Raw genomic sequence first — 26,082 nt, 5'->3', positions numbered from 1 at the left:
ACACACCTTATCAAACCCCCAAAACCCCGGTCGGCGCGCCCCCAGGCTGCGATCTTTTGATCTTAAAAAATCAAAAGATCGCAGCCTGCGGCAGCTCCTACAGGGGTCATGCGGTGCGTCTGATGCCCAGGCGGCTGATCCAGACGGCGGCGAGGATGACACTCCCCCCAAGGAACAACCGCCCCAGCTCTTCATGCTGATTCCAGATCAGCAGATTCAGCAGCAAGCCGACTGGCACATGCAGGTTGTTCATCACCGCCAGGGTGCCGCCGTTGACCAGGCATGCGCCTTTGTTCCACCAGTACAGACCGAGTGCGGTCGAGACCAGTCCGAGGAACACCAGCACGCCCCATTGCAGCGGCGCCTCGGGCAGGAAATTGGCTTTGCCGAACAGCAGAAACGCCGGGAGCGCCACCGCCAGTGCGCCGAGGTAGAAGAAACCGAAGCGCCGGTAATGCGGCAGATCGCTCGGGTGTTTCGCCACCAGATGCTTGTACAAAACCTGCCCGGCGGCGTAGGTGAAGTTGGCCAGTTGCAGCAACAGGAAACCCATGAAGAAGTCCGGGTTGATCCGGTCATAGCGGATCACTGCAGCACCGCATACGGCCACCAATGCCGCGACCAGCGCCCATGGATTGAAACGTCGGTTCAGCGCATCTTCGATCAGGGTCACATGCAGCGGCGTGAGGATGGTGAACAGCAGCACTTCCGGTACCGTCAAAACGCGGAAGCTCAGATAGAGGCAGACGTAGGTCACGCCAAACTGCAACGCGCCGATCAGCAGCATGCCGCGCATGAATGCCGGTTCGACCGAGCGCCAGCGGGTCAATGGGATGAACACCAGTCCGGCCAGTACCACGCGCACCAGCACGGCGAAGTAGCTGTCGACATGCCCAGCCAGGTATTCCCCGATCAGACTGAAGGAAAACGCCTGGATCAACGTGACAAAAAGTAGATAGCCCATGCTCGCCTCGATTTTCAATGGCGGCGACGATAGCGGTTTTTTCTTCCATCCGCGAACCTTCAGGCAACGATGAGCCCGCTCCCACAGGGATGTGCTGCGCTGCAAAAATCGCAGGCAAAAAAAAGCCCGATCTCGCATAGGCGTTCAATCGGGCTGCAGCACTCAGGAGCAACAAGTGCAAAGGGAGGTTCGATGCGCGTGAAACCTTGAAGGGGTTGCGCCAGGTCACTAGACCATCGAGTGATTATCTGGCGATTAACGGATCAGGCGACCTGGGACAGTTTGGCGTTGGCCTGATTCAGGCCCTTCTCCTGGAAGTCGCCACCGAGGTTCATGCCTTCGGCGTGAATGAAGGTCACGTCGTGGATGCCGATGAAGGCCATGACCTGACGCAGGTACGGTTCCTGATGATCGGCCGGGCCGCCGGCGTAGATCCCGCCGCGAGCGGTGAGCACGTAGGCACGCTTGCCGCTGAGCAGACCTTGCGGGCCGGTGTCGGTGTATTTGAAGGTCACACCGGCACGCAGCACATGGTCGAGCCAGGCTTTGAGGGTGCTCGGGATCGCGAAGTTGTACATCGGCGCGGCCATCACCAGCACGTCAGCGGCGAGCAATTCATCGGTCAGTTCGTTGGAGCGCTCCAGCGAAGCCTGTTCGCTGTCGCTGCGCTGCTCGGCAGGCTTCATCCAGCCGCCCAGCAGATTGATATCGAGATGCGGGACCGGGTTGACGGCGACGTCGCGGACGGTGATCTGATCGGCCGGGTGCGCCGCTTTCCACTGACTGATGAAGGTCTGGGTCAGTTGACGGGATACCGAGTCTTGCTGGCGGGCGCTGCTTTCGATGATCAGAACGCGGGACATGTTGTGTAGCCTCCATCCGAGATTGTTGTAAGTCGATGGAGTGAAGGTTAAGCAATGTCGTATCGATGAAAAAGCGCAAATAACTGCTATAAAGCATCGATTAATTCGTTTATAAGCTGAGCACACCCAAGGTGATGTGCTCAGCCGATGTTCATTTTGGCGCGCAGCTCAGCTTGATGCGCAGCTTGATGATGGTGCGGGTGAACTTGGCTGTGGCGTTTTTATGCTTGCCCGCCGCGACTTCGATGTTGCGCGTGCGCGGTGCTTCCGGCCCGTTGCTGAACACCACCTTACAGGTTGCATCGACATCGCCATAGTTGCTGACCCGGATGGAGCCGATGTCGTTATCGGTGTCGAAGGACTCGTAGTCGATCTTCAGGCCGTTGAGGTCTTTTTCCACATCGATCGGGTACGCGAACGCCGTCAGCGGCAGCAGCGCCAGCAACACACAACAGAATTTTTTCATTCGGCAGTCTCCATGAGGGACCGCCAGCTTAGGACAAGAGGAGCTATTGATGAAAGCGCCCCGCGTGACCCTTGATCAATGGCGCACGTTGCAGGCCGTGGTCGACCACGGTGGATTCGCCCAGGCGGCCGAGGCTCTGCACCGTTCGCAATCGTCGGTGAGCTACACCGTCGCCCGCATGCAGGATCAGCTCGGCGTGCCGTTGCTGCGCATCGACGGCCGTAAAGCGGTGCTCACCGATGCCGGCGGCGTGCTGCTGCGCCGTTCGCGGCAACTGGTGAAACAGGCCAGCCAGCTGGAAGACCTCGCCCACCACATGGAGCAAGGCTGGGAGGCGGAAGTGCGACTGGTGGTCGATGCGGCGTACCCGAGCGCCCGCCTCGTCCGCGCCCTGACCGCGTTCATGCCGCAAAGCCGTGGCTGCCGCGTGCGCTTGCGCGAAGAGGTCCTGTCAGGTGTGGAAGAGGTGCTACTGGAGGGCGTGGCCGATCTGGCGATTACCGGCCTGAGCATTCCCGGCTATCTGGGTGCGGAATTGAGCGATGTCGAATTTGTCGCCGTCGCCCACCCCGAGCACCCTCTGCATCGGCTCAATCGCGAACTGAATTTCCAGGATCTGGAAACCCAGATGCAAGTGGTGATCCGCGACTCGGGTCGCCAGCAACCACGGGACGTCGGCTGGCTCGGCGCCGAACAGCGCTGGACCGTCGGCAGCCTCGCTACCGCCGCCAATTTCGTTTCCAGCGGTCTGGGTTTTGCCTGGCTGCCACGACACATGATTGAACGTGAATTGAAGGAAGGTGTGCTCAAGCTGCTACCGTTGGATCAGGGCGGCAGCCGCAACCCGAGTTTTTATCTGTATTCGAACAAGGACAAACCACTGGGTCCGGCGTCGCAGATTCTCGTCGACCTGCTGCGCACGTTCGACACGCTGCCGCTGGATGCCCCATTCGCCGCCCCTGAACAAGCCTGACACGGAGTCCACCGATGGCCTATTTCGAGCACGAAGGTTGCAACCTGCACTACGAGGAATATGGCCACGGCGCGCCATTGCTGCTGGTTCACGGACTCGGTTCGAGCACGCTGGACTGGGAAATGCAGATCCCGGCGCTTTCCGCGCACTATCGAGTGATCGTGCCGGACGTGCGCGGTCATGGCCGCTCGGACAAACCGCGCGAGCGCTACAGCATCGCCGGGTTCAGCGCCGATCTGGTGGCACTGATCGAGCACTTGAACCTCGGCCCGGTGCACTACGTAGGCCTGTCGATGGGCGGCATGATCGGTTTTCAACTGGCGGTCGATCAGCCGCAACTGCTCAAGAGCCTGACCATCGTCAACTCTGCGCCCGAGGTCAAACTGCGCACTCGCGACGATTATTGGCAGTGGTTCAAGCGCTGGAGCCTGATGCGCGCGCTCAGCCTCGCGACCATCGGCAAAGCCCTTGGCAGCAAGTTGTTCCCCAAGCCGGAACAGGCCGATCTGCGGCAGAAAATGGCCGAACGCTGGGCAAAAAACGACAAACGTGCTTATCTCGCCAGCTTCGATGCGATTGTCGGCTGGGGGGTTCAGGAACGTCTTTCGCGCGTGACCTGTCCAACCCTGATCGTCAGCGCCGACCGTGATTACACACCGGTTGCACTGAAAGAAACCTATGTAAAACTGCTGCCCGATGCGCGGCTGGTGGTGATCGCCGATTCGCGCCACGCCACCCCGCTCGATCAACCCGAACGCTTCAATCAAACGCTGCTGGAGTTTCTCGCCACAGCCGATACTAAAAACCTCAGGATCACTGACCCATGCTGAAAAAACTCGCCCTCGCCGCCGGCACCGTACTGTTCGCCGCCAACCTGATGGCCGCCACGCCGACCAAGGCACCGCACGTGCTGCTCGACACCACCAACGGCCAGATCGAAATCGAACTGGACCCGGTCAAGGCACCGATCAGCACCAAGAATTTCCTTGAGTACGTCGACAGCGGTTTCTACACCAACACGATTTTCCACCGCGTGATCCCGGGCTTCATGGTCCAGGGCGGCGGTTTCACCCAGCAGATGGCGCAGAAAGACACCAAGGCCCCGATCAAGAACGAAGCCAGCAACGGCCTGCACAACGTGCGTGGCACGCTGTCGATGGCGCGTACTTCCAATCCAGATTCGGCCACCAGCCAGTTCTTCATCAACGTGGCTGACAACGCTTTCCTCGACCCGGGCCGTGACGCCGGTTACGCGGTATTCGCCAAAGTGGTCAAGGGCATGGACGTGGTCGACATCATCGTCAACTCGCAGACCACCACCAAACAAGGCATGCAGAACGTGCCTGTCGACCCTGTGATCATCAAGTCGGCCAAGCGCATCGACTGAGTCTCGCGGGGCATTTCGAGCGGCGTCGGCCTGAGGCCACGCCGCTCACACTGATAAAAGGAGAGCCCGTACCCGGGCGGTTATCTGATGCTTTATCGCCGTTTTGAACAACTGATCGACATATTCCGTGACGCCCCGACGGCGGCTCCGCCCGACCGAGTTCTCCCCTTCTACATTTACTACCTCAAGCAGGTGTGGCCGAGTTTCGCCGCCCTGCTGGTGGTCGGCCTGTTTGCCGCGCTGATCGAAGTGGCGCTGTTCAGCTACCTGAGCCGCATCATCGACCTGGCCCAAGGCACGCCCAACCCGAATTTCTTCAGCGACCATGCCCTCGAACTGACCTGGATGGTGGTGGTGGCCTTGGTGCTGCGCCCAATCTTCTTCGGCCTGCACGACCTGCTGGTGCACCAGACCTTAAGCCCTGGCATGACCAGCATGATTCGCTGGCAGAACCACAGCTACGTGCTAAAGCAGAGCCTGAATTTCTTCCAGAATGACTTCGCCGGGCGCATCGCCCAACGCATCATGCAGACCGGCAACTCGCTGCGTGACTCGGCCGTGCAAGCGGTGGACGCGTTGTGGCACGTGCTGATCTACGCGATCAGTGCGCTGGTGCTGTTTGCCGAGGCCGACTGGCGCCTGATGGTCCCGCTGCTGACGTGGATCGTCGCCTACATCGGCGCGTTGTATTACTTCGTGCCGAGGGTCAAGGATCGCTCGGTCGAGGCCTCGGATGCGCGTTCGAAACTGATGGGGCGGATTGTCGATGGCTACACCAACATCGCCACCCTGAAGCTGTTCGCCCACACCAATTTCGAACAGCACTACGCCCGCGAAGCGATTCAGGAACAGACCGAAAAAGCCCAGCTGGCCGGCCGCGTGGTGACCAGCATGGACGTGGCGATTACCGCCATGAACGGCTTGCTGATCGTCGGCACCACCGCGCTGGCGCTGTGGTTGTGGACGCAGTCGCTGATCACCGTGGGCGCCATCGCTTTGGCGACCGGGCTGGTGATTCGCATCGTCAATATGTCCGGCTGGATCATGTGGGTGGTCACCGGGATTTTCGAAAACATCGGCATGGTGCAGGACGGTTTGCAGACCATCGCGCAACCGGTCAGCGTCACCGATCGCGAGCAGGCCAAACCGCTGGCCGTAGAGCGTGGCGAAGTGCGTTTCGAACACGTGGATTTTCACTACGGCAAGAAGAAAGGCATCATCGGCGACCTCAATCTGAACATCAAAGCAGGCGAGAAAATCGGCTTGATCGGCCCGTCCGGCGCCGGCAAATCGACCTTGGTCAACCTGTTGCTGCGCCTGTATGACGTTGAGGACGGGCGCATTCTGATCGACGGGCAGAACATCGCCGAAGTCGGTCAGGAAAGCCTGCGCGAGCGCATCGGCATGATCACCCAGGACACCTCGCTGCTGCATCGTTCGATCCGCGACAATTTGTTGTATGGCAAGCCTGATGCAACCGACGCCGAACTGTGGGACGCGGTGCACAAGGCGCGCGCCGACGAGTTCATCCCGTTGCTGTCGGACGCCGAGGGTCGTAGTGGTTTCGACGCGCATGTCGGCGAACGTGGCGTCAAGCTGTCCGGCGGCCAGCGTCAGCGCATTGCGATTGCGCGGGTGCTGCTCAAGGACGCGCCGATCCTGATCATGGACGAAGCGACCTCGGCGCTGGATTCGGAAGTCGAAGCGGCGATCCAGGAAAGCCTGGAAACCCTGATGCAGGGCAAAACCGTGATCGCCATCGCCCACCGCCTCTCGACCATCGCCCGCATGGATCGGCTGGTGGTGCTGGAAAACGGGCAGATCGCCGAAAGCGGCACCCACGCCGAGCTGCTCGCGCATGGCGGCTTGTATGCGCGGTTGTGGCAACACCAGACCGGGGGGTTTGTCGGCATCGACTGACCCCACACAGCCCAGACTTGTGGGCTGTTGTGGCGAGGGAGCTTGCTCCCGCTCGGCTGCGCAGCAGTCGCAAAACCCGCCAACCGGGAAAGTCTGACAAAACGGGCTTGAATGGTTTTGGGACAGCTTCGCTGTCCAGCGGGAGCAAGCTCCCTCGCCACAGAATGTTCAACCGGCTCAGAAACCGCCGCAGCCCGCCAACCACCGGCTCTGGCGGTTTTTTAATGCCTGCTGGAAATCCGCACAAAGCCTGCTGTACTCAGCCAAGGCTCCGGAAGGGAACCTGTAGTAAGTCTGCAGGATGCACAACGCAATACAGTCTCGATAGCACGGCTATCAAGGACTCTCTCATGTCACTGTTCAAGCGTTCAGTCACTGAGTTGTTGGGTACGTTCTGGCTGGTGTTGGGTGGTTGCGGCAGCGCGGTGATTGCCGCGTCTTCACCGTTGGGCATCGGCGTGCTGGGAGTGGCGCTGGCGTTTGGTCTGACGGTGCTGACCATGGCGTTCGCCATCGGTCACATCAGCGGTTGTCATCTCAATCCGGCGGTATCGGTGGGGCTGTTTGTCGGTGGTCGATTCCCGGCCAAAGAGCTGCCCGCGTATATCATCGCTCAGGTGATCGGCGGGATTCTCGCAGCGGCGTTGCTCTACTACATCGCCAGCGGCAAAGAAGGTTTTGATCTCGGCGCAGGGCTGGCCTCCAACGGTTATGGCGAGCATTCGCCGGGCAAATACTCGATGGCGGCAGGCTTCGTCACGGAGTTGGTGATGACGGCGATGTTCGTGGTGATCATCCTCGGCGCCACCGATAAACGCGCTCCAGCGGGACTGGCACCGATTGCCATCGGCTTGGCCCTGACCCTGATTCACCTGATCTCGATCCCGGTCACCAACACCTCAGTCAACCCGGCGCGCAGCACTGGCCCGGCGCTGATCGTCGGCGGCTGGGCAATCGCGCAGTTGTGGATGTTCTGGGTTGCGCCGCTGCTGGGTGCGGTGATTGGCGGGGTGACTTATCGCTGGCTGGGCAACGAGGACCGTTGAAGATATTGGCGAGGATCACGCTTGCCGATAAGGCAACGCGCTCCTCGCTTCTTCCGCGTAGGCGAGGACACCGGCACGTTCCTGCTGCAGGAAATCCTTGACGGCCGCTTTCAGACCCGGATGGCGCAAGTAATGCCAGGAATGGGTGATCACCGGTTCAAAGCCGCGAATCAGCTTGTGTTCGCCCTGCGCACCGGCGTCGAAACGCTGAAAACCCTGGGCAATTGCGTAGTCCATGCCCTGATAGAAACAGGTTTCGAAATGCAGTCGATCGTACTCGGCGAGACAGCCCCAGTAGCGCCCATAAAAACTGTCGCCACCGACCAGACTGAAGGCCATGGCCACCGGCCGTGAACCGTGTTTGGCCAGCACGACGCGGATCGATTGCGGCATGCGCTCGGCCAACAGGCTGAAAAATTCGCGCGTCAGATACGGCGTTTGCCGACGCACCGCGTAAGTATTGGCGTAGCAAGCGTAGACAAAATCCCACTGCGCCTCGTCCAGCTCACGGCCCTCCAGCCATTCGAACTCGAAGCCCTGCCCCGCCACTTGCTCACGCTCTTTGCGCATCTGTTTGCGCTTGCGCGAACTGAGCACGTCGAGGAAATCCTGAAAGTTGCGGTAGCCGCGATTCTGCCAGTGGTACTGACAGCCGATGCGTTGCAGCCAGCCCGGTTGCTCGGCCATCGCGGCGTCGGTGAACGCGTCGGTGAAGTTGATGTGCGCACTGGAAAGTTCTTCGATTTCCAGATAACCCGGCAGGCTTTTGAGCAGCTCGAAACCATCCTCAACGTTGGCCGCCAACAAGCGTGGGCCGCTGACCGGACTGAACGGTACGGCGGTCAACAACTTCGGGTAGTAATCGATGCCGGCACGCGCGCAGGCGTCGGCCCAGGCGTGATCGAACACGTATTCGCCGTAGGAATGCCACTTGCGATAACTCGGCAACGCTGCGAGCAATCGCCCGTCTTCGACGTGCAGCAAATGCTCCGGTTGCCAGCCTGAATGTGGACCGACACTGCCGCTGTCCTCGAGTGATGAGAGGAATGCGTGGCGCAGAAACGGCTGGTTTTCCGGTACCAGCGCATCCCATGCAGCCGATGCGATTTCCGACAGTTTGTGCAGACGTTGCAGCGGCATTTTCCACTCCGGTTCCTGGCATGACAGCTCGCCGAGTATCGCTGATTGCCCACTTAAAGCACACGAGCAATCGCAGGACAGCGCTCTAGCCCGATAGTTCTCGTCAAATTCGCATCGTCATCATCCTGCCATCATCGTGCCACTGCTCTGTCATAAACCATCGCGATACTGGCGCCTGTTTTTAGAGCGCCGGGTTCTAGCCGGCCACTGTTTTCCGACCGTTAAACCGTCGGTTGTGCCCAGGATGGTTCAGCCATCCCTCTTATCTTCGGAGATTGCTATGCGTCTTGCTTCCACGAAAACTGCGGCGGCCCTGTGCGGTGGCCTGTTGCTGGCCATGAGCGTTCCGGCCAGTGCCGCAGTCGACGCCAAACTGCTCGACATGCTCAAGGCTAACGGTTCGATTTCCCAGGCGCAGTACGTTGAACTGCAAACCGAACTGGCCAAGGATCAGAAGACCCAGCAAATCGCGCAGCAGGCGCAGCAAGAGACTAACGAGCAGATCGCGGCGACCGCGAAGAAAACCAACGAGCTCAGTTCCTTCGACCAGAAACTGGCGTGGGCTGCCAAGACCCAGTTCAAGGGTGACGTGCGTATCCGTCAGGAAACCATCAAGATCGATGGCGAGCCGAACAATGGCGGCCGCGACAAAGATCGTCAGCGCATCCGTGCCCGTCTCGGTGCCTACACTGAAATCAACCCGCAAGTCGATACCGGCATCCGCATCGCCACCGGCGGTGGCGATGATGCCCGCTCGACCAACCAGGATCAGGACAACTACTTCGACAAGAAGCAGATCTGGCTCGATCTGGGCTACATCGACTACCACCCTGACGCGATCAAGAACCTGCACGTGATCGGCGGCAAGATGCTGCAACCGTGGGTCAGCATGGGTGACGTGATCTGGGATGGCGACATCAACCCGGAAGGTCTGGCGGTCACCTACAAGTATCCGTTGGGCAACAGCGCCGAACTGTTCGGTAGCCTGGGCAACTACAACCTCAAGGACAACGTTGACGGCGACGGCGTGCAGTTCCGCCACGACCTGCGCTTGACCGCTGGCCAGTTGGGCAGCCGCCTGGCAATCACCGACAACCTGAAACTGACCGTGGGCGGCAGCGTCTACGCCTACCAGAACGACGAAGACAGCCGTTGCACCGGCACGTCGACGCCATGCGCACTGGCCGTCAACGGCAACTCGGCGAACAACGAATTCCGTCTGTACGAAGGCTTCAGCCAGCTCGACATCGGCGGTCTGCCAATGCCGCTGTCGTTCTACGGCCAGTACGTGAAGAACAACGACGCTGTGACCGATCAGGACACTGCATGGTTGCTGGGTGCCAAATCGAAAGTCTTCGGTTTCAACCTGGACTACAACTATCGTGACGTGCAGCGCAATGCTGTGGTCGGCGCCTTCACCGATTCGGACTTCGCCAACGGCACCACCGGTTCACGCGGTCACAAGCTCAAGGTCGGTTACGATATCGACAAGAACTTCGCCGTCGGCGCCACGTACTTCCTGACCAAGGCCGACTTTGCCAGCCGTACCCAACGTGATGCAGATGCCAACACCCTGCAGCTGGATGCGGAAGCCAAGTTCTAAGAAACCGCACTTTTAGCCTGGCGTGGGCGGGACGATCCCCATCATCCGTTCGTTTCACCCGCGCCGGGCTATTGCACCTGTGGCGAGGGCGCTTGCTCCCGCTGGACTGCGCAGCAGTCCCCTGTTTTCAGCAACATCGGGCCCGCTTCGCGAGCCAGCGGGAGCAAGCTCCCTCGCCGCAACAGCCGGGCTCAGGAGTTGTCTTCTCGGCGTAGCGCTGCCAGGCGTTCGGCCAGTGCATCCACATCCTCTTCCAGCGGTTTTTCCGGCATTGCCTTCAACGTCGCCTGCATCACGCGCATCTGGCGCATGAAGCGTCGGCAGTTGGGGCAGAACATCAGGTGATGACGCACCATCAGCTTTTCGCGAAAGCTCAGTTGGTCGTCGAGATAATCGCTGGCGCGGGCCACTTGCTCCTTGCAGGTCAACATTCTCCCGTCTCCTCAAAATGTTCCACGGTCGCGAAGACCTTCAGACGTGCGCGATGCAGCAGCACGCGGACATTGGAGAGCGATATCTCCAGAAGATTACAGATCTCCTCCAGCTCCAGCCCCTGCCGTTCACGCAGCAGCAATACACTGCTTTGCAACTCCGAAAGACTGAGCAGCGTGTGCTCGAGGCATTCGCGCAACTCGCCTTCGGTGAGCAAGGCTTCCGGAGTGTCCTGGTGCCAGGCGAATGGCGCTACCAGCCAGTGGCCGTCGCCGGGTGAAAAGCGGTCGTCATCGATGGTGCCATGGGGCGAGGGCAAATCGTCGAGCAACACTTCGCGACGATTGAGCTTGTAACGGCTCTTGGCCGAGTTGGCGGTGATGGTCAGCAGCCAGGTTTTGAGACTCGAACGACCTTCGAAGCTGCCGATGTGTCGAACCACCGACAGCCACGCGTCCTGCACCACTTCTTCGACGTGCCGCTGGCCGACAATTGCGTAGGCCACCGCGCGCATGGGGCTTTGATAGGTGCGGACCAGTTCCTTGAAGGCTTGTTGTTCGCCGGCCAGCAGGCGTTCGAGCAATTTTCCGTCATCCGCTACGGGCATTCAGACCTCGAATCAATTCAGGCGCAAATACGATATGGCGAGCGAGCTCGCCACAAAGGAAACGCGTCAATCAGCGCTTGCGCAGAATCACGCTACCAATCGAGTAACCCGCACCAAACGAACTCAGCACCGCCAGCGAGCCGGAGGCCAGATCGTCCTGATATTTGTGGAACGCAATCACCGAACCGGCAGAGCTGGTGTTGGCGTAGGTGTCGAGGATCACCGGCGCTTCTTCTTCGGTGGCTTCGCGACCGAGCAACTTGCGCACGATCAGGTGGTTCATGCTCAGGTTGGCCTGATGCAGCCAGAAGCGTTTCACATCGCCGACGTTGAGCTGGTTCTCTTGCAGATGCTCAGCGATCAACTCGGCAACCATCGGGCAGACATCCTTGAACACCTTGCGGCCTTCCTGCACGAACAACTTGTCGCGTGCGCCGACGCCCTCTTCCGCGGCGCGGTTGAGGAAGCCGAAGTTATTGCGGATGTTGTTGGAGAACTTGGTCAGCAGTTTGGTGCTGACCACGTCGAACTGGTGCTTGGAGGTGGCCAGATCGGCGCGCTCAATGATCACCGCCGTCGCAGCATCACCGAAGATGAAGTGGCTGTCGCGGTCACGGAAGTTCAGGTGACCGGTGCAGACTTCCGGGTTGACCATCAGGATCGCCCGGGCCTGGCCGAGTTGAATGCTGTTAGCCGCCTGCTGGATGCCGAAGGTCGCCGAGGAGCAGGCGACGTTCATGTCAAAACCGTAGCCCTGAATGCCCAGTGCTTCCTGGACCTCGATGGCGATCGCCGGGTAGGCGCGTTGCAGGTTGGAACAGGCGACGATCACGCCGTCGATGTCAGCGGCAGTCTTGCCCGCGCGCTGCAAGGCTTGCTCGGCAGCGCCGATGGCCATCTGGCAGAGCACCGACCATTCGTCGTTGGAACGCTCTGGCAAACGTGGGGCCATGCGCGCCGGGTCGAGAATGCCTTCCTTGTCCATGACAAAGCGGCTCTTGATCCCGGAAGCCTTTTCGATGAACGGGGCACTGGATTCGGTCAGGGCCTGAACTTCGCCGCTGGCGATAGCATCGGCGTTGTCGGCGTTGAACTGCGCGACGTAGGTATTGAAAGACTGCACCAGCTCTTCATTGGAGATGCTGTTGGCCGGGGTGTACAGGCCGGTGCCGCTGATGACGACATTATGCATGGTCGTTTCTCTGATCTGTTCAGGCAGAAAGCGCTGGCACCGACGTACCAACACATAAAGGGTCTATTCCCATCCGGGGGACGCAAACCTGGTATCGCTTTATTCCACTACGCGACCGGGCAAAAGGCTCTGGGTCGCGAAACCGGTGTTTATGGGGGCGAAGTTTGCCATAAACCCAAGGTTTTGGCCCCTTTCTCAACAGCAACGCAGAACCCGGTGGAGAGGGACTAAGGTTCCACCTGAGTCCACTGTTTGTTCAGGCGCTTGTCGGAGATCGGTACTTTCGTCCCCAACTGCTGGGCAAACAGCGAAACCCGGTATTCCTCCAGCCACCAGCGATAAAGCTCAAGCTGCGGATCGCGTTTGCCTTCCTGCGCATGTTTCGCCGCGCGGGTCTGGTATTGCGCCCACAGGCCGGCGAGTTCACCGCTCCAGACCCGATCCTTCTGCACCTGCGAGCCAAGCTTTTCGAAACGCTGCTCGACCGCTTTCAGATAGCGCGGCAGTTCCTTGAGCCATTGCATCGGCGTTTCCCGGACGAATCCCGGATACACCAGATTGCTCAGCTGTTGCTTGATGTCGTTCAGCGCCACAGCCTGGGCGAGGTCGATCTTGCCCTTGAAGCGTTTTTGCAAACCGTGCCAGATCTTCAGGATTTCAAGGGTCAGTCGCGCCACACGCTCGGCGTGCTCGGTCCAACCGCCACGCTTGCGTTCGGCAAGTGCCGCCAGACCGGCGCCGTCACGCGGCAACGGGTCTTCGCCGTCGAGAATGCAGTTGTCGACACTCGCCAGCAGAATGTCTTCGACCAGCGCATCGACCCGCCCGAGCTCGCGATACATCAGGCCTAGTTCGGTCATGCCCGGTAACTTGCCGCGCAGGAACTTGGCCGGCTCGGCCAGTTGCTGCATCAGCAGGCGCTGCAAGGCGCGGCGATGCTGGAACTCGGCTTCGGCCGGCGTCGAGAAGCGCCCTTCCTTGACCGTGCCGCCCTCTTCCACCAGCGCCGGATACACCGTCATCGACAGCCCGGCGATCTTCTGCTGAGTCTTTTCCGCCACCGGGGCGAAGACCTTGGCCTCCACCGGCAGCTGACTTTTCGCACTCTGCGGCACGGCCAACGCAGCCTGGCTGGCTTCGGCGAAGCGTGCCGTCAGCTCGGCCAGATCGCGCCCTTCGCCAAGGAACTTGCCCTGGCCGTCGACGATTTCCAGGTTCATCCGCAGATGCCCTTCTACCTGCTGCTCGGCCTCGGCCCAGGCTTCATCGCTGACCCGCGCGCCGGTCATGCGCAGCAATTCGCGGCCCAGCGCTTGCGGCAATGAACCTTCGGCGAAGCTCATGCGTTGCAAGGCAGCTTTGATGAAGTCCGGCACCGGCACGAAATTCTTGCGCAACGCTTTCGGCAGGTTGCGCACGAGAGCGATGCACTTGGCCTCGATCATCCCCGGCACCAGCCATTCCAGACGTTCCGGCGGCAGCATCGGCAACAGCGGCGCCGGCACGCGCAGGGTCACGCCATCGCGCGGATGATTGGGTTCGAAGTGATAACTCAGGGCCAGTTCCAGATCACCGATGTGCAGCGTGTCCGGGTAATGCTGGGCGGTGACTTCGCTGGCCTCGCGGGCCAGCACGTCTTCTTCGCGCATGATCAGCAGCTGCGGATCTTTCTGACTGTGAACCCGATACCAACTGTCGAAGGTTGCAGTTTGGTGAATCTCCGCCGGCAAGCGCGCGTCGTAGAAGGCGAACAGGGTTTCTTCGTCAGCCAGAATGTCGCGCCGCCGGGCCTTGGCTTCCAATTCGTCGAGCTGTTCGAGCAACTGTTGGTTGGCGCTCAGGCATTTGGCGCGAGATTGAATCTCACCGCGCACCAGACCTTCACGGATAAACATCTCACGCGACACCACTGGATCGACCGGCCCGTAATGCACCGGCCGACGACCGACCACAATCAGCCCGAACAGGGTGATTTGTTCGAAGGCCACGACCTGGCCGCGCTTCTTCTCCCAGTGCGGTTCGAAGTGGTTTTTCTTGATCAGATGCCCGGCCAGTGGCTCGATCCAGTCGGCGTCGATCTTCGCCACCATGCGCGCATAGAGCTTGGTGGTTTCCACCAGTTCAGCCGCCATCACCCACTGCGGGCGCTTCTTGCCGATGCCCGAGGACGGGTGAATCCAGAACCGCCGCTGACGCGCGCCAAGATAATCGCCGTCCTCGGTTTTCTGACCGATCTGGCTGAGCAAACCGACCAGCACCGCTTTGTGCAGTTTCGGGTAATCCGCCGGCTCTTTATTGACCGTTAATTGCAGGTCGCGGCAGATCAGGCTCAACTGACGATGCGAGTCGCGCCACTCGCGCAGGCGCAAATAGTTGAGGAAATTCTTCCGGCACCAGTTGCGCAGCGGGCTGGCGGTCAGCGCCTGACGCTGCTCTTCAAAACCGCGCCACAGATTGACCAGCCCGGCGAAGTCCGAGTCGATGTCCTTCCATTGCGCGTGAGCCTGATCGGCGGCTTGCTGACGCTCCGGCGGGCGCTCGCGCGGGTCCTGAATCGACATCGCGCTGGCAACGATCAACACTTCCTGCAAGCTGCCGAGCTTGGCCGCTTCGAGCAGCATGCGGCCCATGCGCGGGTCTACCGGCAGGCGCGCCAACTGGCGGCCGAGCGGCGTCAGTTGACTGTTGCGATCCACTGCCGACAGCTCTTGCAACAGGTTGAAACCGTCGCTGATCGCCTTGCCGTCCGGCGGCTCGATAAACGGGAAATCGGTGATCTCGCCGAGCCGCAGATGGAGCATCTGCAAGATCACGGCGGCGAGGTTGGTCCGCAGGATTTCCGGATCGGTAAATTCCGGACGCCCGATAAAATCTTCTTCACTGTAGAGGCGGATGCAAATGCCCGGCTCAACCCGGCCGCAGCGCCCTTTACGCTGGTTGGCACTGGCCTGGGAAACCGCCTCGATCGGCAAGCGCTGCACCTTGGCGCGATAGCTGTAACGACTGATGCGCGCGGTGCCGCTGTCGATCACGTAACGGATGCCCGGCACGGTCAGCGAAGTCTCGGCAACGTTGGTCGCCAACACTACGCGACGGCCCGGATGCGACTGGAAAATCCGCTGCTGCTCGGCCGGCGACAAGCGCGCGTACAGCGGCAGGATTTCCGTGTGTTTGAGCTGGGCCTTGCGCAGCATGTCGGCGGCGTCGCGAATCTCACGCTCGCCGGGCAGGAACACCAGCACATCGCCGGGACTGCGGCGTTCGCTGCGCTCGTAAGAAGCGATTTCGTCGAGGGTGGCGAGAATCGCCTGATCCACGGTCAGGTCGTCTTCGACGCGGTTGCCCTCTTCGTCCTGCTCCAGCGTCAGCGGGCGATACCAGGTGTCCACCGGGAAGGTGCGGCCGGACACTTCGACAATCGGCGCATCGTCGAAATGCTTGGAGAAGCGCTCCAGATCAATCGTCGCCGAGGTGATGATGACCTTCAGATCCGGGCGCCGTGGCAGCAGGGTTTTCAGGTAACCGAGCAGGAAGTCGATGTTCAGACTGCGTTCGTGGGCTTCGTCGACGATGATCGTGTCGTAGCGTTCGAGATGCCGGTCATTCTGGGTTTCCGCCAGCAGGATGCCGTCGGTCATCAGTTTGATCAGGGTGCTGGAATCGCTCTGATCTTCGAAACGCACTTGATAGCCGACCAACGCGCCAAGCGGCGTGCCGAGTTCTTCGGCAACCCGGCTGGCGACACTGCGCGCAGCGATCCGGCGTGGCTGGGTGTGGCCGATCATGCCGTGCTGGCCGCGACCGATTTCCAGACAGATTTTCGGTAGCTGCGTGGTTTTACCCGAGCCGGTTTCGCCGGCGATGATCAGCACCTGATGCTGTTCCAAAGCCTTTTTGATTTCGTCACGCTTGGCCGCAATCGGCAGGCTGTCGTCGTAACGGATCACCGGCAGGCTGGCCTTGCGCGCCAGCACCTGATCACAGGACGCCTGCATGCGCGCCACCCACTGGGCGAGCTTGGCCTCGTCGGGTTTCTTGCGCAGCTCAAGCAACTGCCGCCGCAGCCGGTGACGGTCGGCGAGCATGGCGTGATCGAGGTTCTTCAGCAGTTTGTCGATGGAGGGCGATTCTTCGGTCATCGGGTAGGCAATTCGGTCGTCTATAGGCGCAGGTTGCGGATTGTCGCAGATTTGTTCGATGTTTGGCGTGCCAGGGGTATTGCCTGCCCTCACCCTAGCCCTCTCCCAGGGGTAGAGGGGACCGACCGAGTCGACTTTACGAACTCCGCCGACCTGAACGAGTGTCTTCGAATCCATAATCGCCAAGATTTTTCAGGTCGATGTTTGACGCCAGACACCTCGGTCGGCTCCCTCTCCTTGGGGAGAGGGCTGGGGTGAGGGGGAAGCCGTTACTCGTTATCCAGGCCTTTGCGCCGATAGGGGAAAACGTCGATGACTTTCCCCGCCCGAATAGCCTCCTGCAAGCTCTTCCAGTAATCGGCGTTGTACAACTCGCCATGCAACTGATCGAACAACTTGCGCTGCCCGGAATCGGCAAACAGAAACGGCGGAAACTCTTCAGGAAACACATCCAGCGGCCCAATCGAGTACCACGGCTCCGAAGCCATTTCATCTTCCGGGGTGCGCGGCGCCGGGATATGCCGGAAGTTGGCTTCGGTCAGAAAGCAGATCTCGTCATAGTCGTAAAACACCACCCGCCCATGCCGGGTCACGCCGAAGTTCTTCAACAGCATGTCGCCGGGAAAGATGTTCGCTGCCGCCAGTTGTTTGATCGCAAGGCCATAGTCTTCGAGCGCTTCACGCACTTGCGCGTCGTTGGCGTTCTCCAGATACAGGTTCAGCGGCGTCATGCGGCGCTCGGTCCAGCAGTGGCGGATCAGCACGGTTTCGTCTTCCACCGACACCGTCGACGCCGCCACCTCGAGCAATTCCGCCAGGCATGCCGGATCGAACTTGCTCAGCGGAAAACGGAAGTCTGCAAACTCCTGGGTATCGGCCATGCGCCCGACGCGGTCGACGCTTTTCACCAGTCGGTACTTCTCGATCACCGTCGCGCGGTCGACGTTTTTCGAGGGCGAGAAGCGATCCTTGATGATCTTGAACACGGTGTTGAAACCCGGCAGCGTGAACACGCTCATGACCATGCCGCGCACACCGGGGGCCATGATGAACTGATCGTCGGTGTTGGCCAGATGGTTGATCAGCGCGCGGTAAAACTCCGACTTGCCGTGCTTGTAAAAGCCGATCGAGGTGTACAGTTCGGCAATGTGCTTGCCCGGCAGGATGCGCCGCAGGAAGCCGATGAATTCTGCCGGCACTGGGACATCGACCATGAAATACGAACGGGTGAACGAGAAGATGATCGACACGTCGGCTTCGTCGGTGATCAACGCGTCGATCTGAATCCCGCGCCCCTCGCGGTGCAACAGCGGAATCACCAGCGGCCACTGCTCGTCGCGGGTGTAGATACGCCCGACCAGGTACGCACCTTTGTTGCGATATAGAACCGAGGAAAACAGCTCGACGCTCAGCTCCGGGTCCTTGCACACCCAGTCCGGCAGGTTCTCGCGCAGTTGCGCTTCGAGACGCTGCAAGTCGCGCGGCAGATCGGCGTAGGCCTCGTTGAAACGGTAATCGTCAAAGATGCTCGCGAGCATGTCCGACAACTGGCCTTGCGGCTTGTACGTGCGGGTTTGCGCGGCACGCGCGCGGCGCAGGCTCGGGCGGGTAGTGTGGATGAACATGCAGCCGTCGCTGATCAGGTCGTGACTGAACAGGCCGCAGAAAATCGAGTTGTACCAAGTCTCGGACAGCTCATCGTCGAAGCGCAGGTCGATGATGCTGATGTAGGCGCTTTTCACCAGCGGCCAACAGGTGACGTCGTTCAGCGTGTCCGGCGCGAAATGCTCGCGCAGTCGGCCGATAGTTTCGCCGACCTTTTCTTCGTAGAGATTGATTCGCGCCGCCGATGCGGTTTGCGCCTCCTGCCAGCGCGCATTCTCGAACCGCTCCCGCGCGCCATCGGTAATCCGGCGGAAATGCTCACGGTAATCGTCGAAGCCATCGAGGATCAGACGGGCGATGTCGGTGGCTGGCCATTGCTGCGGCATAGATAAGACCTCTGCGGGAATTGAAACCTGCGCTCGAATGCCTGAGCTTAGCCATGGATGTGGGTGCAGGTGAAGCGCGATTTGTGCCAGATGCGCGACCGGACTGCCCGTAACGGCGAATTTGTTCGATGCGCCCCCCGGCGGAGAAAATTAAATGCCCGATTAGCGGTTGCCATCGTTTGAGTGCTCGGCAACACTCTCGTCCCGATCATGGAAGGAGTGGCCCGTGAGCCCCGTTGATATTTTCCGCATGTTGTCGCTGGCCGCCATCTGGGGCGCCAGCTTCCTGTTCATGCGCATCATCGCCCCGGTGGTCGGCACCATTCCTACCGGATTTTTTCGCGTCTCGATTGCGGCGGTCGGGTTGCTGGTGATCCTCGGGCTGATGCGCATCAGCTGGGATTTCAAAGGCAAGCTCAAGACCTTGATGCTGCTGGGCGTGATCAACTCCGGCGTTCCAGCGACCTTGTATTCGGTCGCCGCACAAGTGCTGCCGGCCGGCTACTCGGCGATTTTCAACGCCACCACACCGTTGATGGGCGTGTTGATTGGCGGATTATTCTTCAGCGAAAAACTCACGGCGGCCAAGCTCGGAGGGGTCTTCCTCGGTCTGATGGGTGTCGGCGTACTGACGCGGGCCGGCCCGGTCGCATTCGACCTGCAATTGCTCATGGGCGCCCTCGCCTGCCTGCTCGCGACCACCTGCTATGGCTTCGCCGGGTTCCTCGCACGGCGCTGGCTGGACCAGGCCGGCGGTGTCGATAGCCGTCTCTCGGCGGTGGGCAGCATGCTCGGTGCAACGTTGTTCCTGCTGCCGTTGTTCGGCTACAGCGTGATCACCCAGCCGCCGGTCAGTTGGGGTGGCTGGAATGTCTGGTTGTCGCTGCTGGGGTTGGGTCTGGGCTGCACCGCGTTTGCCTACATCATTTACTTCCGCTTGCTCAGCTCGATCGGGCCGGTGAAGTCGATGACCGTGACCTTCATGATTCCGCCGTTCGGCGTGTTGTGGGGCGCGCTGTTTCTCGATGAGCCGCTGTCGATGGCGCATGTGTATGGCGGGGTGTTGATTGCGATTGCGCTGTGGCTGGTGTTGAAGCCCGGGGCGGTGAAGCCGGTCGAAGTCGCGGCGCGCTGATTTGCAGTTGCAAAAAAGGCCCGGAGGTTTTCTTCCGGGCCTTTTTCATGGGCGTTGATTAAGTGGTTTTACGAAACACGAAGGCCAGACCGACGATGATCAACAGCATGCCCAGCACGCTCAGCGCAGCCAGGCGATTACCGAAAATCAAATAGTCCATCACCGCCGTCACCGCCGGCACCAGATAGAACAGGCTGGTCACGTTGACCAGATTGCCCCGGGCGATCAATCGATACAGCAGCAGCGTCGCCAACACCGATACCACCAGCCCCATCCACAACACCGGCACGATAAACCCGGCACTGTGCTCGAAGTGGAACGGCTGGAATGGCACGAAGATCCCACACAGTAATAGCCCGGCCAGATACTGCACCGGCAGCGTGCCGAGGGGATTGTCAGTGATGCGTTTCTGCATGATCGAACCGAAGGTCATGCTCGCCAACGCCAACAGACCGAACAGCATGCCCGCCAATGACATTCCGGCCAGACCGATCCCCTGGTAGACCACCATGATCAAACCGGCCAGCCCCAATGCCAGGCCAAAAATCCGGCTCGCCGAGCGCTGCCGCTCCATGATCACCACGGTCAGAATCGGCTGCACGCCCATGATGGTTGCCATCACGCCGGGGGTGACTTTCAGGTCTAGCGCCAACAGATAAAAGATCTGATAGGCCCCCAACAGCACCACCCCGGTGGCCATCGCATACAGCATCGGCTTGCCGCCCTTGGGTAGCTTCAGCTTGAGCAACGGCACCAGCAACACCAGCCCAAACAGGGCAATCACGAAGCGGATCAGCAGGAAGGCGAAGGGCGAGGCGTGGGCCAGCCCCCACTTGGAGAAGATCGCCCCGCTGCTCCACAGCAGAACGAACAGGCTCGTGGACGCCGCCGCGAGCGCGGATTTTTTCGAAAGGACAAACATGAATACCACCTGTAGTCAGGCACATAGCCAACTCAGCCGAAGCTGAAATTCAGTAGGTTTTTCCGGCGGGCACAGGGGGTCAGCAAAAAGCTGATCAGCCCGAAATGCCAACGCCCGGTGGGCTACTGACAGGTGGGGGGTAATGACTGATCTGCGCAGGCTGCTGATTCCCGCACGGCACGACGCCAGCGTTGACCGCTGAATCGACTACCGCGTTGATGAGGGATGCAGGCATTGGGCTGATCTTTATGGAGGTGACAGTGAAATTCGAGCGCCGACTATAACCAGCGCCGGACATGGATTGCAATGACTTGGACAAAGGGCCAGTAGCGACAGGCTGGCGGGCGACGCTTAGGCTCGTTTGCAACTGCTGCGCCCAACGACGGGGGACATGGAATGTATGAGATCACATGCCAAGGGAACGGAAACATCTGCGGTATCAACTGTACAAATCGCAGTCAAGGAAGCTGGCGGCGCAAAGCGTCGCCCATTTACAGCGGCAACTTAAGCTGTTCGATGCCCAGACGATCGATTTATCACGTGTCCGCTTCGACCCCATAAACACGCAAGCGCTGGATGCTTTTGAGCTTTGGGACGACCCGTACTTCTCTTGGAATGAAGTCATTGGCTGGAAAGCGCGCGAGCCATTGGCTTTAGACATAGCGATCTGGTTTGAACAACAGCTTTGTGGACTATGCTTCGCTAACCCGAACAATAGTCGACGCAGATTACGAATCGTGAGACTTGAGGGCCGCCCGGGAGGCGCTCATCCGTTGAAAAATCGTATTGGAATGCTGGCATTGATCGTGGTTGAACAGTACGCGCAATTCATCGGCTGCACGGTTCTCGAAATCCAAGAGCCCCTGAGCGGTGCAGTTTCCGTTTATCAAAAACTTGGTTTTGGCTTTGATAATGAAGGCCGACTTGTCAAATCACTGGAGAATCAAGTACCGTGAAAAACTGTTCAATTAATGATCAATGCCGGAGGTAATATGAGCAAAATCAAGAAAACACCTCGCGTTACCAAGAGCCGGCTGCTGGATGGGAAAAAGCTACCCAAAGGTGAACTGACGGCCAGTCAGCAGCGCCTGTTGCAATTGTTGATTACAGGCATCGAGAACGAGCCCAGTGTTCTCGCCGGACGGCGCTGATTCGCAAGCAAAAAACCGCTCAAAAGAGCGGTTTTTTATTTCATAAATTTACCTCAACCAAACAACCAATACCCCAACAACGTCAACACCACCACCGCCAGCACTGGCCGCATCACGCGGTAGGCCTTGGGATTGCGGCGTTTCCATTGCTTGACCACACCACTGAACCTGTCGCTGAAGCTCTTGCTCCAGGCGTAGGCGCGGTTGATGCCACCGACCTGTTCATCGTCGAGGTTCTGCGGCGCAGTGGCGCGACCGAGCCAGGCGCTGATAAAGCGGTTGATCCGGGTCATGAAGCGGTTGCTCAGCGGACGTTCGATGTCGCAGAACAGAATCACTCGAGTCTGGTTGGTTTCGTTCTTGACCCAGTGCACGTAGGTCTCATCGAACATCACGTCTTCGCCGTCGCGCCAAGCGTAAACCTGGCCGTCCACGAAGATGCGGCAGTCGTCAGAGTTCGGCGTCGACAAACCCAAGTGATAACGCAAAGAGCCAGCAAACGGATCGCGATGCGGGTTGAGGTGGCTGCCACCCGGCAACAACGCAAACATCGCGCCCTTGACGTTGGGGATGGCACTCACCAGTGCCACGGTTTTCGGGCACAGGGATTCGGCCGATGGCAGCGGTTTGTCGTACCACTTGAGGTAGAACCGCTTCCAGCCCTTCTTGAAGAACGAGCCAAAACCGGCGTCATTGTTCTTCTCGGCGGCGCGAATGTAACCCTCGTCAAACAGGTGCATGGCTTCGTCGCGGATCACTTCCCAGTTGTCGCGCAGTACATCCAGTTCCGGAAACTTGCTGCGATCCAGATAAGGCTTGGACGGCACGCCCGAGAACAGGTACATCAACGCGTTGTACGGGGCGAACAGCGCCGAGTGGTTGACGAACTGACGCAGCACCGGCAAGCGTGCCTTGCCACGCAAATGCACATAGAGAGTGCTGCCCAGAAAGAGCAACAGCACCAACGCCTTGGCGGCAAACGGAAAGGTCATCAACAACTCCTTGAAATAGACAACGCTGCACAATGCCATTTACCCGGCATGGCAGCCGGCCATGATAAACACTACCGGCTCTGGGAAAAACCCGTTCAACCCAAGATTCAGTGTTAACAATTGCGCAACAAAGCATTAGTTAACATAGCGACCCTGAACCTTGGCTGACTTGAATCAACGCGTTTGTTATTGCTGGGTCTCCTGATCAGTGAACAAATCGCTGAACAACATGCTCGACAGATAGCGTTCACCCGAATCCGGCAGGATCACCACGATAGTCTTGCCCTGCATTTCCGGAGTCTCTGCCAGGCGCACGGCAACCGCCATGGCCGCGCCGCAGGAAATCCCGCACAGAATCCCCTCTTCCTGCATCAGGCGCAGGGCCATGGCCTTGGACTCTTCATCGGTGACCAGCTCGACACGGTCGACCATCGACAGATCAAGGTTTTTTGGCACGAAACCAGCGCCAATACCCTGAATCTTGTGCGGGCTCGGCTTGATTTCCTGACCGGCCAAAGCCTGAGTGATCACAGGAGAAGACACTGGCTCCACGGCGATCGAGATAATCGGTTTGCCTGCGGTGTTCTTGATATACCGCGAGACACCGGTGATGGTTCCGCCGGTGCCAACGCCCGCCACCAGCACATCGACCGCACCGTCGGTGTCGTTCCAGATTTCCGGGCCGGTGGTCTTTTCGTGAATCGCCGGGTTGGCCGGATTATCGAATTGCGAAGGCATGAAGTATTTGTCGGTATCGCTGGCAACAATTTCGGCGGCTTTTTCGATCGCGCCTTTCATGCCCTTGGCCGGTTCGGTCAGCACCAGTTCCGCGCCCAACGCCTTGAGGACTTTGCGCCGTTCGATACTCATGGAGGCCGGCATAGTCAGCATCAGTTTATAACCGCGCGCCGCCGCGACGAACGCCAGACCGATACCGGTGTTGCCCGAAGTCGGCTCGACGATGGTCATGCCCGGCTTGAGTTTGCCGCTGCCTTCGGCATCCCAGATCATGTTCGCGCCGATCCGGCACTTGACCGAGTAACCGGGGTTGCGGCCTTCAATCTTGGCCAGAATGGTCACGCCACGCGGCGCAATGCGGTTGATCTGCACCAGCGGCGTGTTGCCGATGGAGTGGGCGTTGTCAGCGAAGATACGGCTCATGGCTGGGTCCTTGTGCAGCATTGAATTCAGCGCTCCAAGGTAAGCCTGTTGCCCGTGTCAGTCCAGTCGGTCGAACGTCTGCGAGCGTCAGCAGTCAATCGAATTATATCGTTCGGGAATCTTCACCATGAAACGTCGCTACAGCTGGCCGTTGTGGGCTTTTGCCACCGTCATCGTGTTATTGGTCGCGTTACACATCGCCCTGCCTTATCTGGTGCGCGACTATCTGAATGACAAACTGGCGAACATGGGCGATTACCGCGGTCAGGTGACAGACGTCGATCTGGCACTGTGGCGCGGCGCCTACAAGATCAACGGCCTGAAAATCGTCAAGGTCGACGGCAAGGTACCGGTGCCGTTCGTGGATGCGCCGGTGGTAGACCTCGCAGTGAGCTGGCACTCGCTGTGGTACGACCATGCTGTCGTCGCCCAGGCGAGGTTCATCAGTCCGCAAGTTAATTTCGTCGACGGCAGTAACAAGCAGAACTCACAAACGGGTAAAGGCACCGACTGGCGTGAGCAGTTAAGCAAGCTGTTACCGATCACCCTGGATGAAGTCCAAATTCAGGACGGCCGCATCAGTTTCCGCAACTTCAACTCCAAACCGCCAGTAAACATGAATGCCACCAACGTTGATGCCAGCATTTACAACCTGACCAACGTAGTCGACAAGGAAGGTAAACGCGACGCCCGCTTCGAAGGTAAAGCCTTGTTACTGGGCCACGCCCCGCTGGAAACCACTGCCACATTTGACCCCCTGAGCAACTTCGAAGAATTCGAATTCCGCCTGCGTGCCCGCGACATCGAACTGAAAAAAATGAACGACTTCGCCTCGGCCTACGGCAAGTTCGACTTCAGTGCAGGGCACGGCGACGTGGTCATCGAAGCTGCTGCGAAAAAAGGTCAGGTCAAGGGCTACATCAAGCCGCTGTTGCGCGATGTCGAAGTGTTCAACTGGCAGCAAGACGTCGAAAACAAGGACAAGAGCATCTTCCGCTCAGTTTGGGAGGCGTTGGTCGGTGGCACCGAAACCGTGTTGAAAAACCAGGCGAAAAACCAATTCGCCACCAAGGTCGAACTCCGCGGTAGCGTGCACCAGCAAAATATCAGCGCGTTCGAAGCGTTTTTGCAGATTTTGCGCAATGGATTCGTCCAGGCATTCAATGCGCGGTATGAACGGCCGAAGCCGGATGCGGGCTAGGTTTTACGATTGACGACATAGCGGCCGGTGTCCTCGGCCGCGATCAGTGTCGACTTATCCTGCAATGAATCCCAACCAAGGCAGGCCAACGCCAGTGAGCGGGGCACAGCTTCTCGGCCATTGCTGTAGCGAGTGATGCTGCGGGGGCTGACGCCCAATGCTTCTGCCGCTTGGTTCAGTGGCAAACCGGTCCGAGCACGCCACGCCATGAATATCCGCGTGTTTTCGTCCGGAGCGTTTTGCGCCAACGCATCCCTATACAAGGTATCGGCACCGATCTGGATGTCTGGTTCCAACCATTCGACGCTCCAGCCGTCATCACCGAGTGACGCTGTGTCGAATACATCTGAGTTTAGCAATGGCCGTAGACCCGGATACGCCAGAAAATCCTCGCTCAGGTCCAGGGTCCATTGTTGGCCGTCGATAAAGGTCAACGCCAGCCGACCATTCGGCAAAGCCTGCACTGCCGACAAACGCGGCCGTTTCATGGATAGCATTGTTTCCAATCCTCCAGCAGTTGGGCCTGATGGGCCAGGACCCAGGTCAGCGCTTCCTTGATGATCAGTTGTGGTGCTCGGCCCATCATGACTCCGACAGGTTCCAGGCTGAGCATCACATCCACTCCACCACCTGTCAGGTGCACATGGGGCGGAGGATGATCTTTCTCACGCAACTGAATGCGGTATTTTTCTCTGAATCGGTATTTAGTAGACATGCCGGGAATACTATCGCCAAATCGGCGATACCTGAATACTGGCCATCAGCCGAGACTGAGTCAACATGTGACGCCCCATTCA

The 26,082-nt window shown here is 59.4% G+C and carries 24 protein-coding genes; 10 read left to right on the top strand and 14 right to left on the bottom strand.

Features of this window, described 5'->3' with window-relative positions; all coding sequences use genetic code 11:
- Window positions 1-106: 106 nt before the first annotated feature.
- The 3 genes from ACP7BN_RS26280 to ACP7BN_RS26270 all read right to left on the bottom strand — a co-directional run bounded on the left by ACP7BN_RS26280 (window position 107) and on the right by ACP7BN_RS26270 (window position 2,293).
- Window positions 107-964, bottom strand: coding sequence for a carboxylate/amino acid/amine transporter (locus tag ACP7BN_RS26280; protein ID WP_426206698.1), 858 nt, complete (start codon window positions 962-964; stop codon window positions 107-109).
- Between the two features lie 263 nt (window positions 965-1,227).
- Window positions 1,228-1,827, bottom strand: coding sequence for an FMN-dependent NADH-azoreductase (locus ACP7BN_RS26275; protein ID WP_426206697.1), 600 nt, complete (start codon window positions 1,825-1,827; stop codon window positions 1,228-1,230).
- A 151-nt stretch (window positions 1,828-1,978) separates the two neighbouring features.
- Window positions 1,979-2,293, bottom strand: a complete 315-nt coding sequence (locus tag ACP7BN_RS26270) for a 3-phosphoglycerate kinase (protein ID WP_426206696.1) — start codon at window positions 2,291-2,293, stop codon at window positions 1,979-1,981.
- A 49-nt stretch (window positions 2,294-2,342) separates the two neighbouring features.
- Here ACP7BN_RS26270 and ACP7BN_RS26265 point away from each other — a divergent pair, with 49 nt between their 5' ends.
- From ACP7BN_RS26265 to aqpZ, 5 genes are all read left to right on the top strand, one after another.
- A complete protein-coding gene (locus ACP7BN_RS26265; RefSeq protein WP_426206695.1) occupies window positions 2,343-3,266 on the top strand; it encodes a LysR family transcriptional regulator in 924 nt (307 codons plus the stop codon).
- Between the two features lie 14 nt (window positions 3,267-3,280).
- Entirely contained in the window at window positions 3,281-4,096 is an 816-nt protein-coding gene (locus ACP7BN_RS26260; RefSeq protein ID WP_426206694.1) for an alpha/beta fold hydrolase, read from the top strand.
- Window positions 4,090-4,653, top strand: coding sequence for a peptidylprolyl isomerase (locus ACP7BN_RS26255; protein WP_426206693.1), 564 nt, complete (start codon window positions 4,090-4,092; stop codon window positions 4,651-4,653). Before ACP7BN_RS26260 ends, ACP7BN_RS26255 begins: the two co-directional genes overlap by 7 nt.
- 87 nt (window positions 4,654-4,740) lie before the next feature.
- Window positions 4,741-6,573: an ABC transporter ATP-binding protein gene (locus ACP7BN_RS26250; protein ID WP_426206692.1), complete on the top strand. Its 1,833-nt coding sequence runs from the start codon at window positions 4,741-4,743 to the stop codon at window positions 6,571-6,573.
- 350 nt (window positions 6,574-6,923) lie between these two features.
- The gene (aqpZ, locus tag ACP7BN_RS26245; RefSeq protein ID WP_420647867.1) at window positions 6,924-7,619 is read left to right on the top strand and encodes an aquaporin Z; all 696 of its coding nucleotides are present in this window, start codon (window positions 6,924-6,926) and stop codon (window positions 7,617-7,619) included.
- Window positions 7,620-7,634: 15 nt separating this feature from the next.
- Here the strand turns inward: aqpZ and ACP7BN_RS26240 are convergent, their stop codons facing one another.
- Window positions 7,635-8,759, bottom strand: coding sequence for a GNAT family N-acetyltransferase (locus ACP7BN_RS26240; RefSeq protein WP_426206691.1), 1,125 nt, complete (start codon window positions 8,757-8,759; stop codon window positions 7,635-7,637).
- Between the two features lie 280 nt (window positions 8,760-9,039).
- On the opposite strand from ACP7BN_RS26240, the gene ACP7BN_RS26235 reads away from it, so the two are divergent.
- Window positions 9,040-10,362 (top strand): putative porin, encoded by a 1,323-nt coding sequence (locus ACP7BN_RS26235; RefSeq protein ID WP_426206690.1) that lies wholly within the window; start codon window positions 9,040-9,042, stop codon window positions 10,360-10,362.
- A gap of 191 nt (window positions 10,363-10,553) precedes the next feature.
- Here ACP7BN_RS26235 and ACP7BN_RS26230 read toward each other — a convergent pair whose 3' ends face one another.
- From ACP7BN_RS26230 to aceK, 5 genes are all read right to left on the bottom strand, one after another.
- Window positions 10,554-10,793 (bottom strand): zf-HC2 domain-containing protein, encoded by a 240-nt coding sequence (locus tag ACP7BN_RS26230; RefSeq protein ID WP_426206689.1) that lies wholly within the window; start codon window positions 10,791-10,793, stop codon window positions 10,554-10,556.
- Window positions 10,787-11,401 carry an RNA polymerase sigma factor gene (locus ACP7BN_RS26225; RefSeq protein ID WP_420647863.1) on the bottom strand — a complete coding sequence of 205 codons (615 nt, stop codon included), beginning with the start codon at window positions 11,399-11,401 and terminating at the stop codon, window positions 10,787-10,789. Before ACP7BN_RS26225 ends, ACP7BN_RS26230 begins: the two co-directional genes overlap by 7 nt.
- A gap of 70 nt (window positions 11,402-11,471) precedes the next feature.
- Window positions 11,472-12,593, bottom strand: coding sequence for a beta-ketoacyl-ACP synthase III (locus ACP7BN_RS26220; RefSeq protein ID WP_426206688.1), 1,122 nt, complete (start codon window positions 12,591-12,593; stop codon window positions 11,472-11,474).
- A 227-nt stretch (window positions 12,594-12,820) separates the two neighbouring features.
- Window positions 12,821-16,732: an ATP-dependent RNA helicase HrpA gene (gene hrpA / locus ACP7BN_RS26215; protein WP_426206701.1), complete on the bottom strand. Its 3,912-nt coding sequence runs from the start codon at window positions 16,730-16,732 to the stop codon at window positions 12,821-12,823.
- A 269-nt stretch (window positions 16,733-17,001) separates the two neighbouring features.
- Window positions 17,002-18,723 (bottom strand): bifunctional isocitrate dehydrogenase kinase/phosphatase, encoded by a 1,722-nt coding sequence (gene aceK / locus ACP7BN_RS26210; protein WP_426206687.1) that lies wholly within the window; start codon window positions 18,721-18,723, stop codon window positions 17,002-17,004.
- Between the two features lie 226 nt (window positions 18,724-18,949).
- Here aceK and ACP7BN_RS26205 point away from each other — a divergent pair, with 226 nt between their 5' ends.
- Window positions 18,950-19,858 (top strand): DMT family transporter, encoded by a 909-nt coding sequence (locus tag ACP7BN_RS26205; protein WP_426206686.1) that lies wholly within the window; start codon window positions 18,950-18,952, stop codon window positions 19,856-19,858.
- A 58-nt stretch (window positions 19,859-19,916) separates the two neighbouring features.
- On the opposite strand, the gene ACP7BN_RS26200 is transcribed toward ACP7BN_RS26205, so the two are convergent.
- Window positions 19,917-20,780, bottom strand: a complete 864-nt coding sequence (locus tag ACP7BN_RS26200; RefSeq protein ID WP_426206685.1) for a DMT family transporter — start codon at window positions 20,778-20,780, stop codon at window positions 19,917-19,919.
- A gap of 410 nt (window positions 20,781-21,190) precedes the next feature.
- Here ACP7BN_RS26200 and ACP7BN_RS26195 point away from each other — a divergent pair, with 410 nt between their 5' ends.
- On the top strand, window positions 21,191-21,736 hold the full coding sequence (locus tag ACP7BN_RS26195; protein WP_426206684.1) for a hypothetical protein: 546 nt from the start codon (window positions 21,191-21,193) through the stop codon (window positions 21,734-21,736).
- A 36-nt stretch (window positions 21,737-21,772) separates the two neighbouring features.
- A complete protein-coding gene (locus ACP7BN_RS26190; protein WP_426206683.1) occupies window positions 21,773-21,931 on the top strand; it encodes a hypothetical protein in 159 nt (52 codons plus the stop codon).
- Window positions 21,932-21,984: 53 nt separating this feature from the next.
- Here the strand turns inward: ACP7BN_RS26190 and ACP7BN_RS26185 are convergent, their stop codons facing one another.
- Together ACP7BN_RS26185 and cysK are read right to left on the bottom strand one after the other, a co-directional pair.
- Complete coding sequence (locus tag ACP7BN_RS26185; protein ID WP_420647845.1) at window positions 21,985-22,923, bottom strand: aspartyl/asparaginyl beta-hydroxylase domain-containing protein; 939 nt, start codon at window positions 22,921-22,923, stop codon at window positions 21,985-21,987.
- Between the two features lie 186 nt (window positions 22,924-23,109).
- Window positions 23,110-24,084: a cysteine synthase A gene (gene cysK / locus ACP7BN_RS26180; protein ID WP_420647844.1), complete on the bottom strand. Its 975-nt coding sequence runs from the start codon at window positions 24,082-24,084 to the stop codon at window positions 23,110-23,112.
- 127 nt (window positions 24,085-24,211) lie between these two features.
- Here cysK and ACP7BN_RS26175 point away from each other — a divergent pair, with 127 nt between their 5' ends.
- The gene (locus ACP7BN_RS26175) at window positions 24,212-25,285 is read left to right on the top strand and encodes a DUF748 domain-containing protein (RefSeq protein ID WP_426206682.1); all 1,074 of its coding nucleotides are present in this window, start codon (window positions 24,212-24,214) and stop codon (window positions 25,283-25,285) included.
- Here ACP7BN_RS26175 and ACP7BN_RS26170 read toward each other — a convergent pair.
- Both ACP7BN_RS26170 and ACP7BN_RS26165 read right to left on the bottom strand, forming a co-directional pair.
- Complete coding sequence (locus ACP7BN_RS26170) at window positions 25,282-25,782, bottom strand: helix-turn-helix domain-containing protein (RefSeq protein ID WP_426206681.1); 501 nt, start codon at window positions 25,780-25,782, stop codon at window positions 25,282-25,284. The genes ACP7BN_RS26175 and ACP7BN_RS26170 overlap by 4 nt on opposite strands.
- Window positions 25,770-26,000, bottom strand: coding sequence for a DUF4160 domain-containing protein (locus ACP7BN_RS26165; RefSeq protein WP_426206680.1), 231 nt, complete (start codon window positions 25,998-26,000; stop codon window positions 25,770-25,772). The genes ACP7BN_RS26170 and ACP7BN_RS26165 overlap by 13 nt, the downstream gene beginning before the upstream one ends.
- Window positions 26,001-26,082: the final 82 nt, after the last annotated feature.

This window comes from Pseudomonas sp. TWP3-1 (assembly GCF_049896625.1).
In the GTDB taxonomy this organism is placed as follows: Bacteria; Pseudomonadota; Gammaproteobacteria; order Pseudomonadales; family Pseudomonadaceae; genus Aquipseudomonas.
The sequence above is the reverse complement of the archived record's forward strand: the minus strand, read 5'-3'. Positions and strand labels throughout refer to the sequence as shown.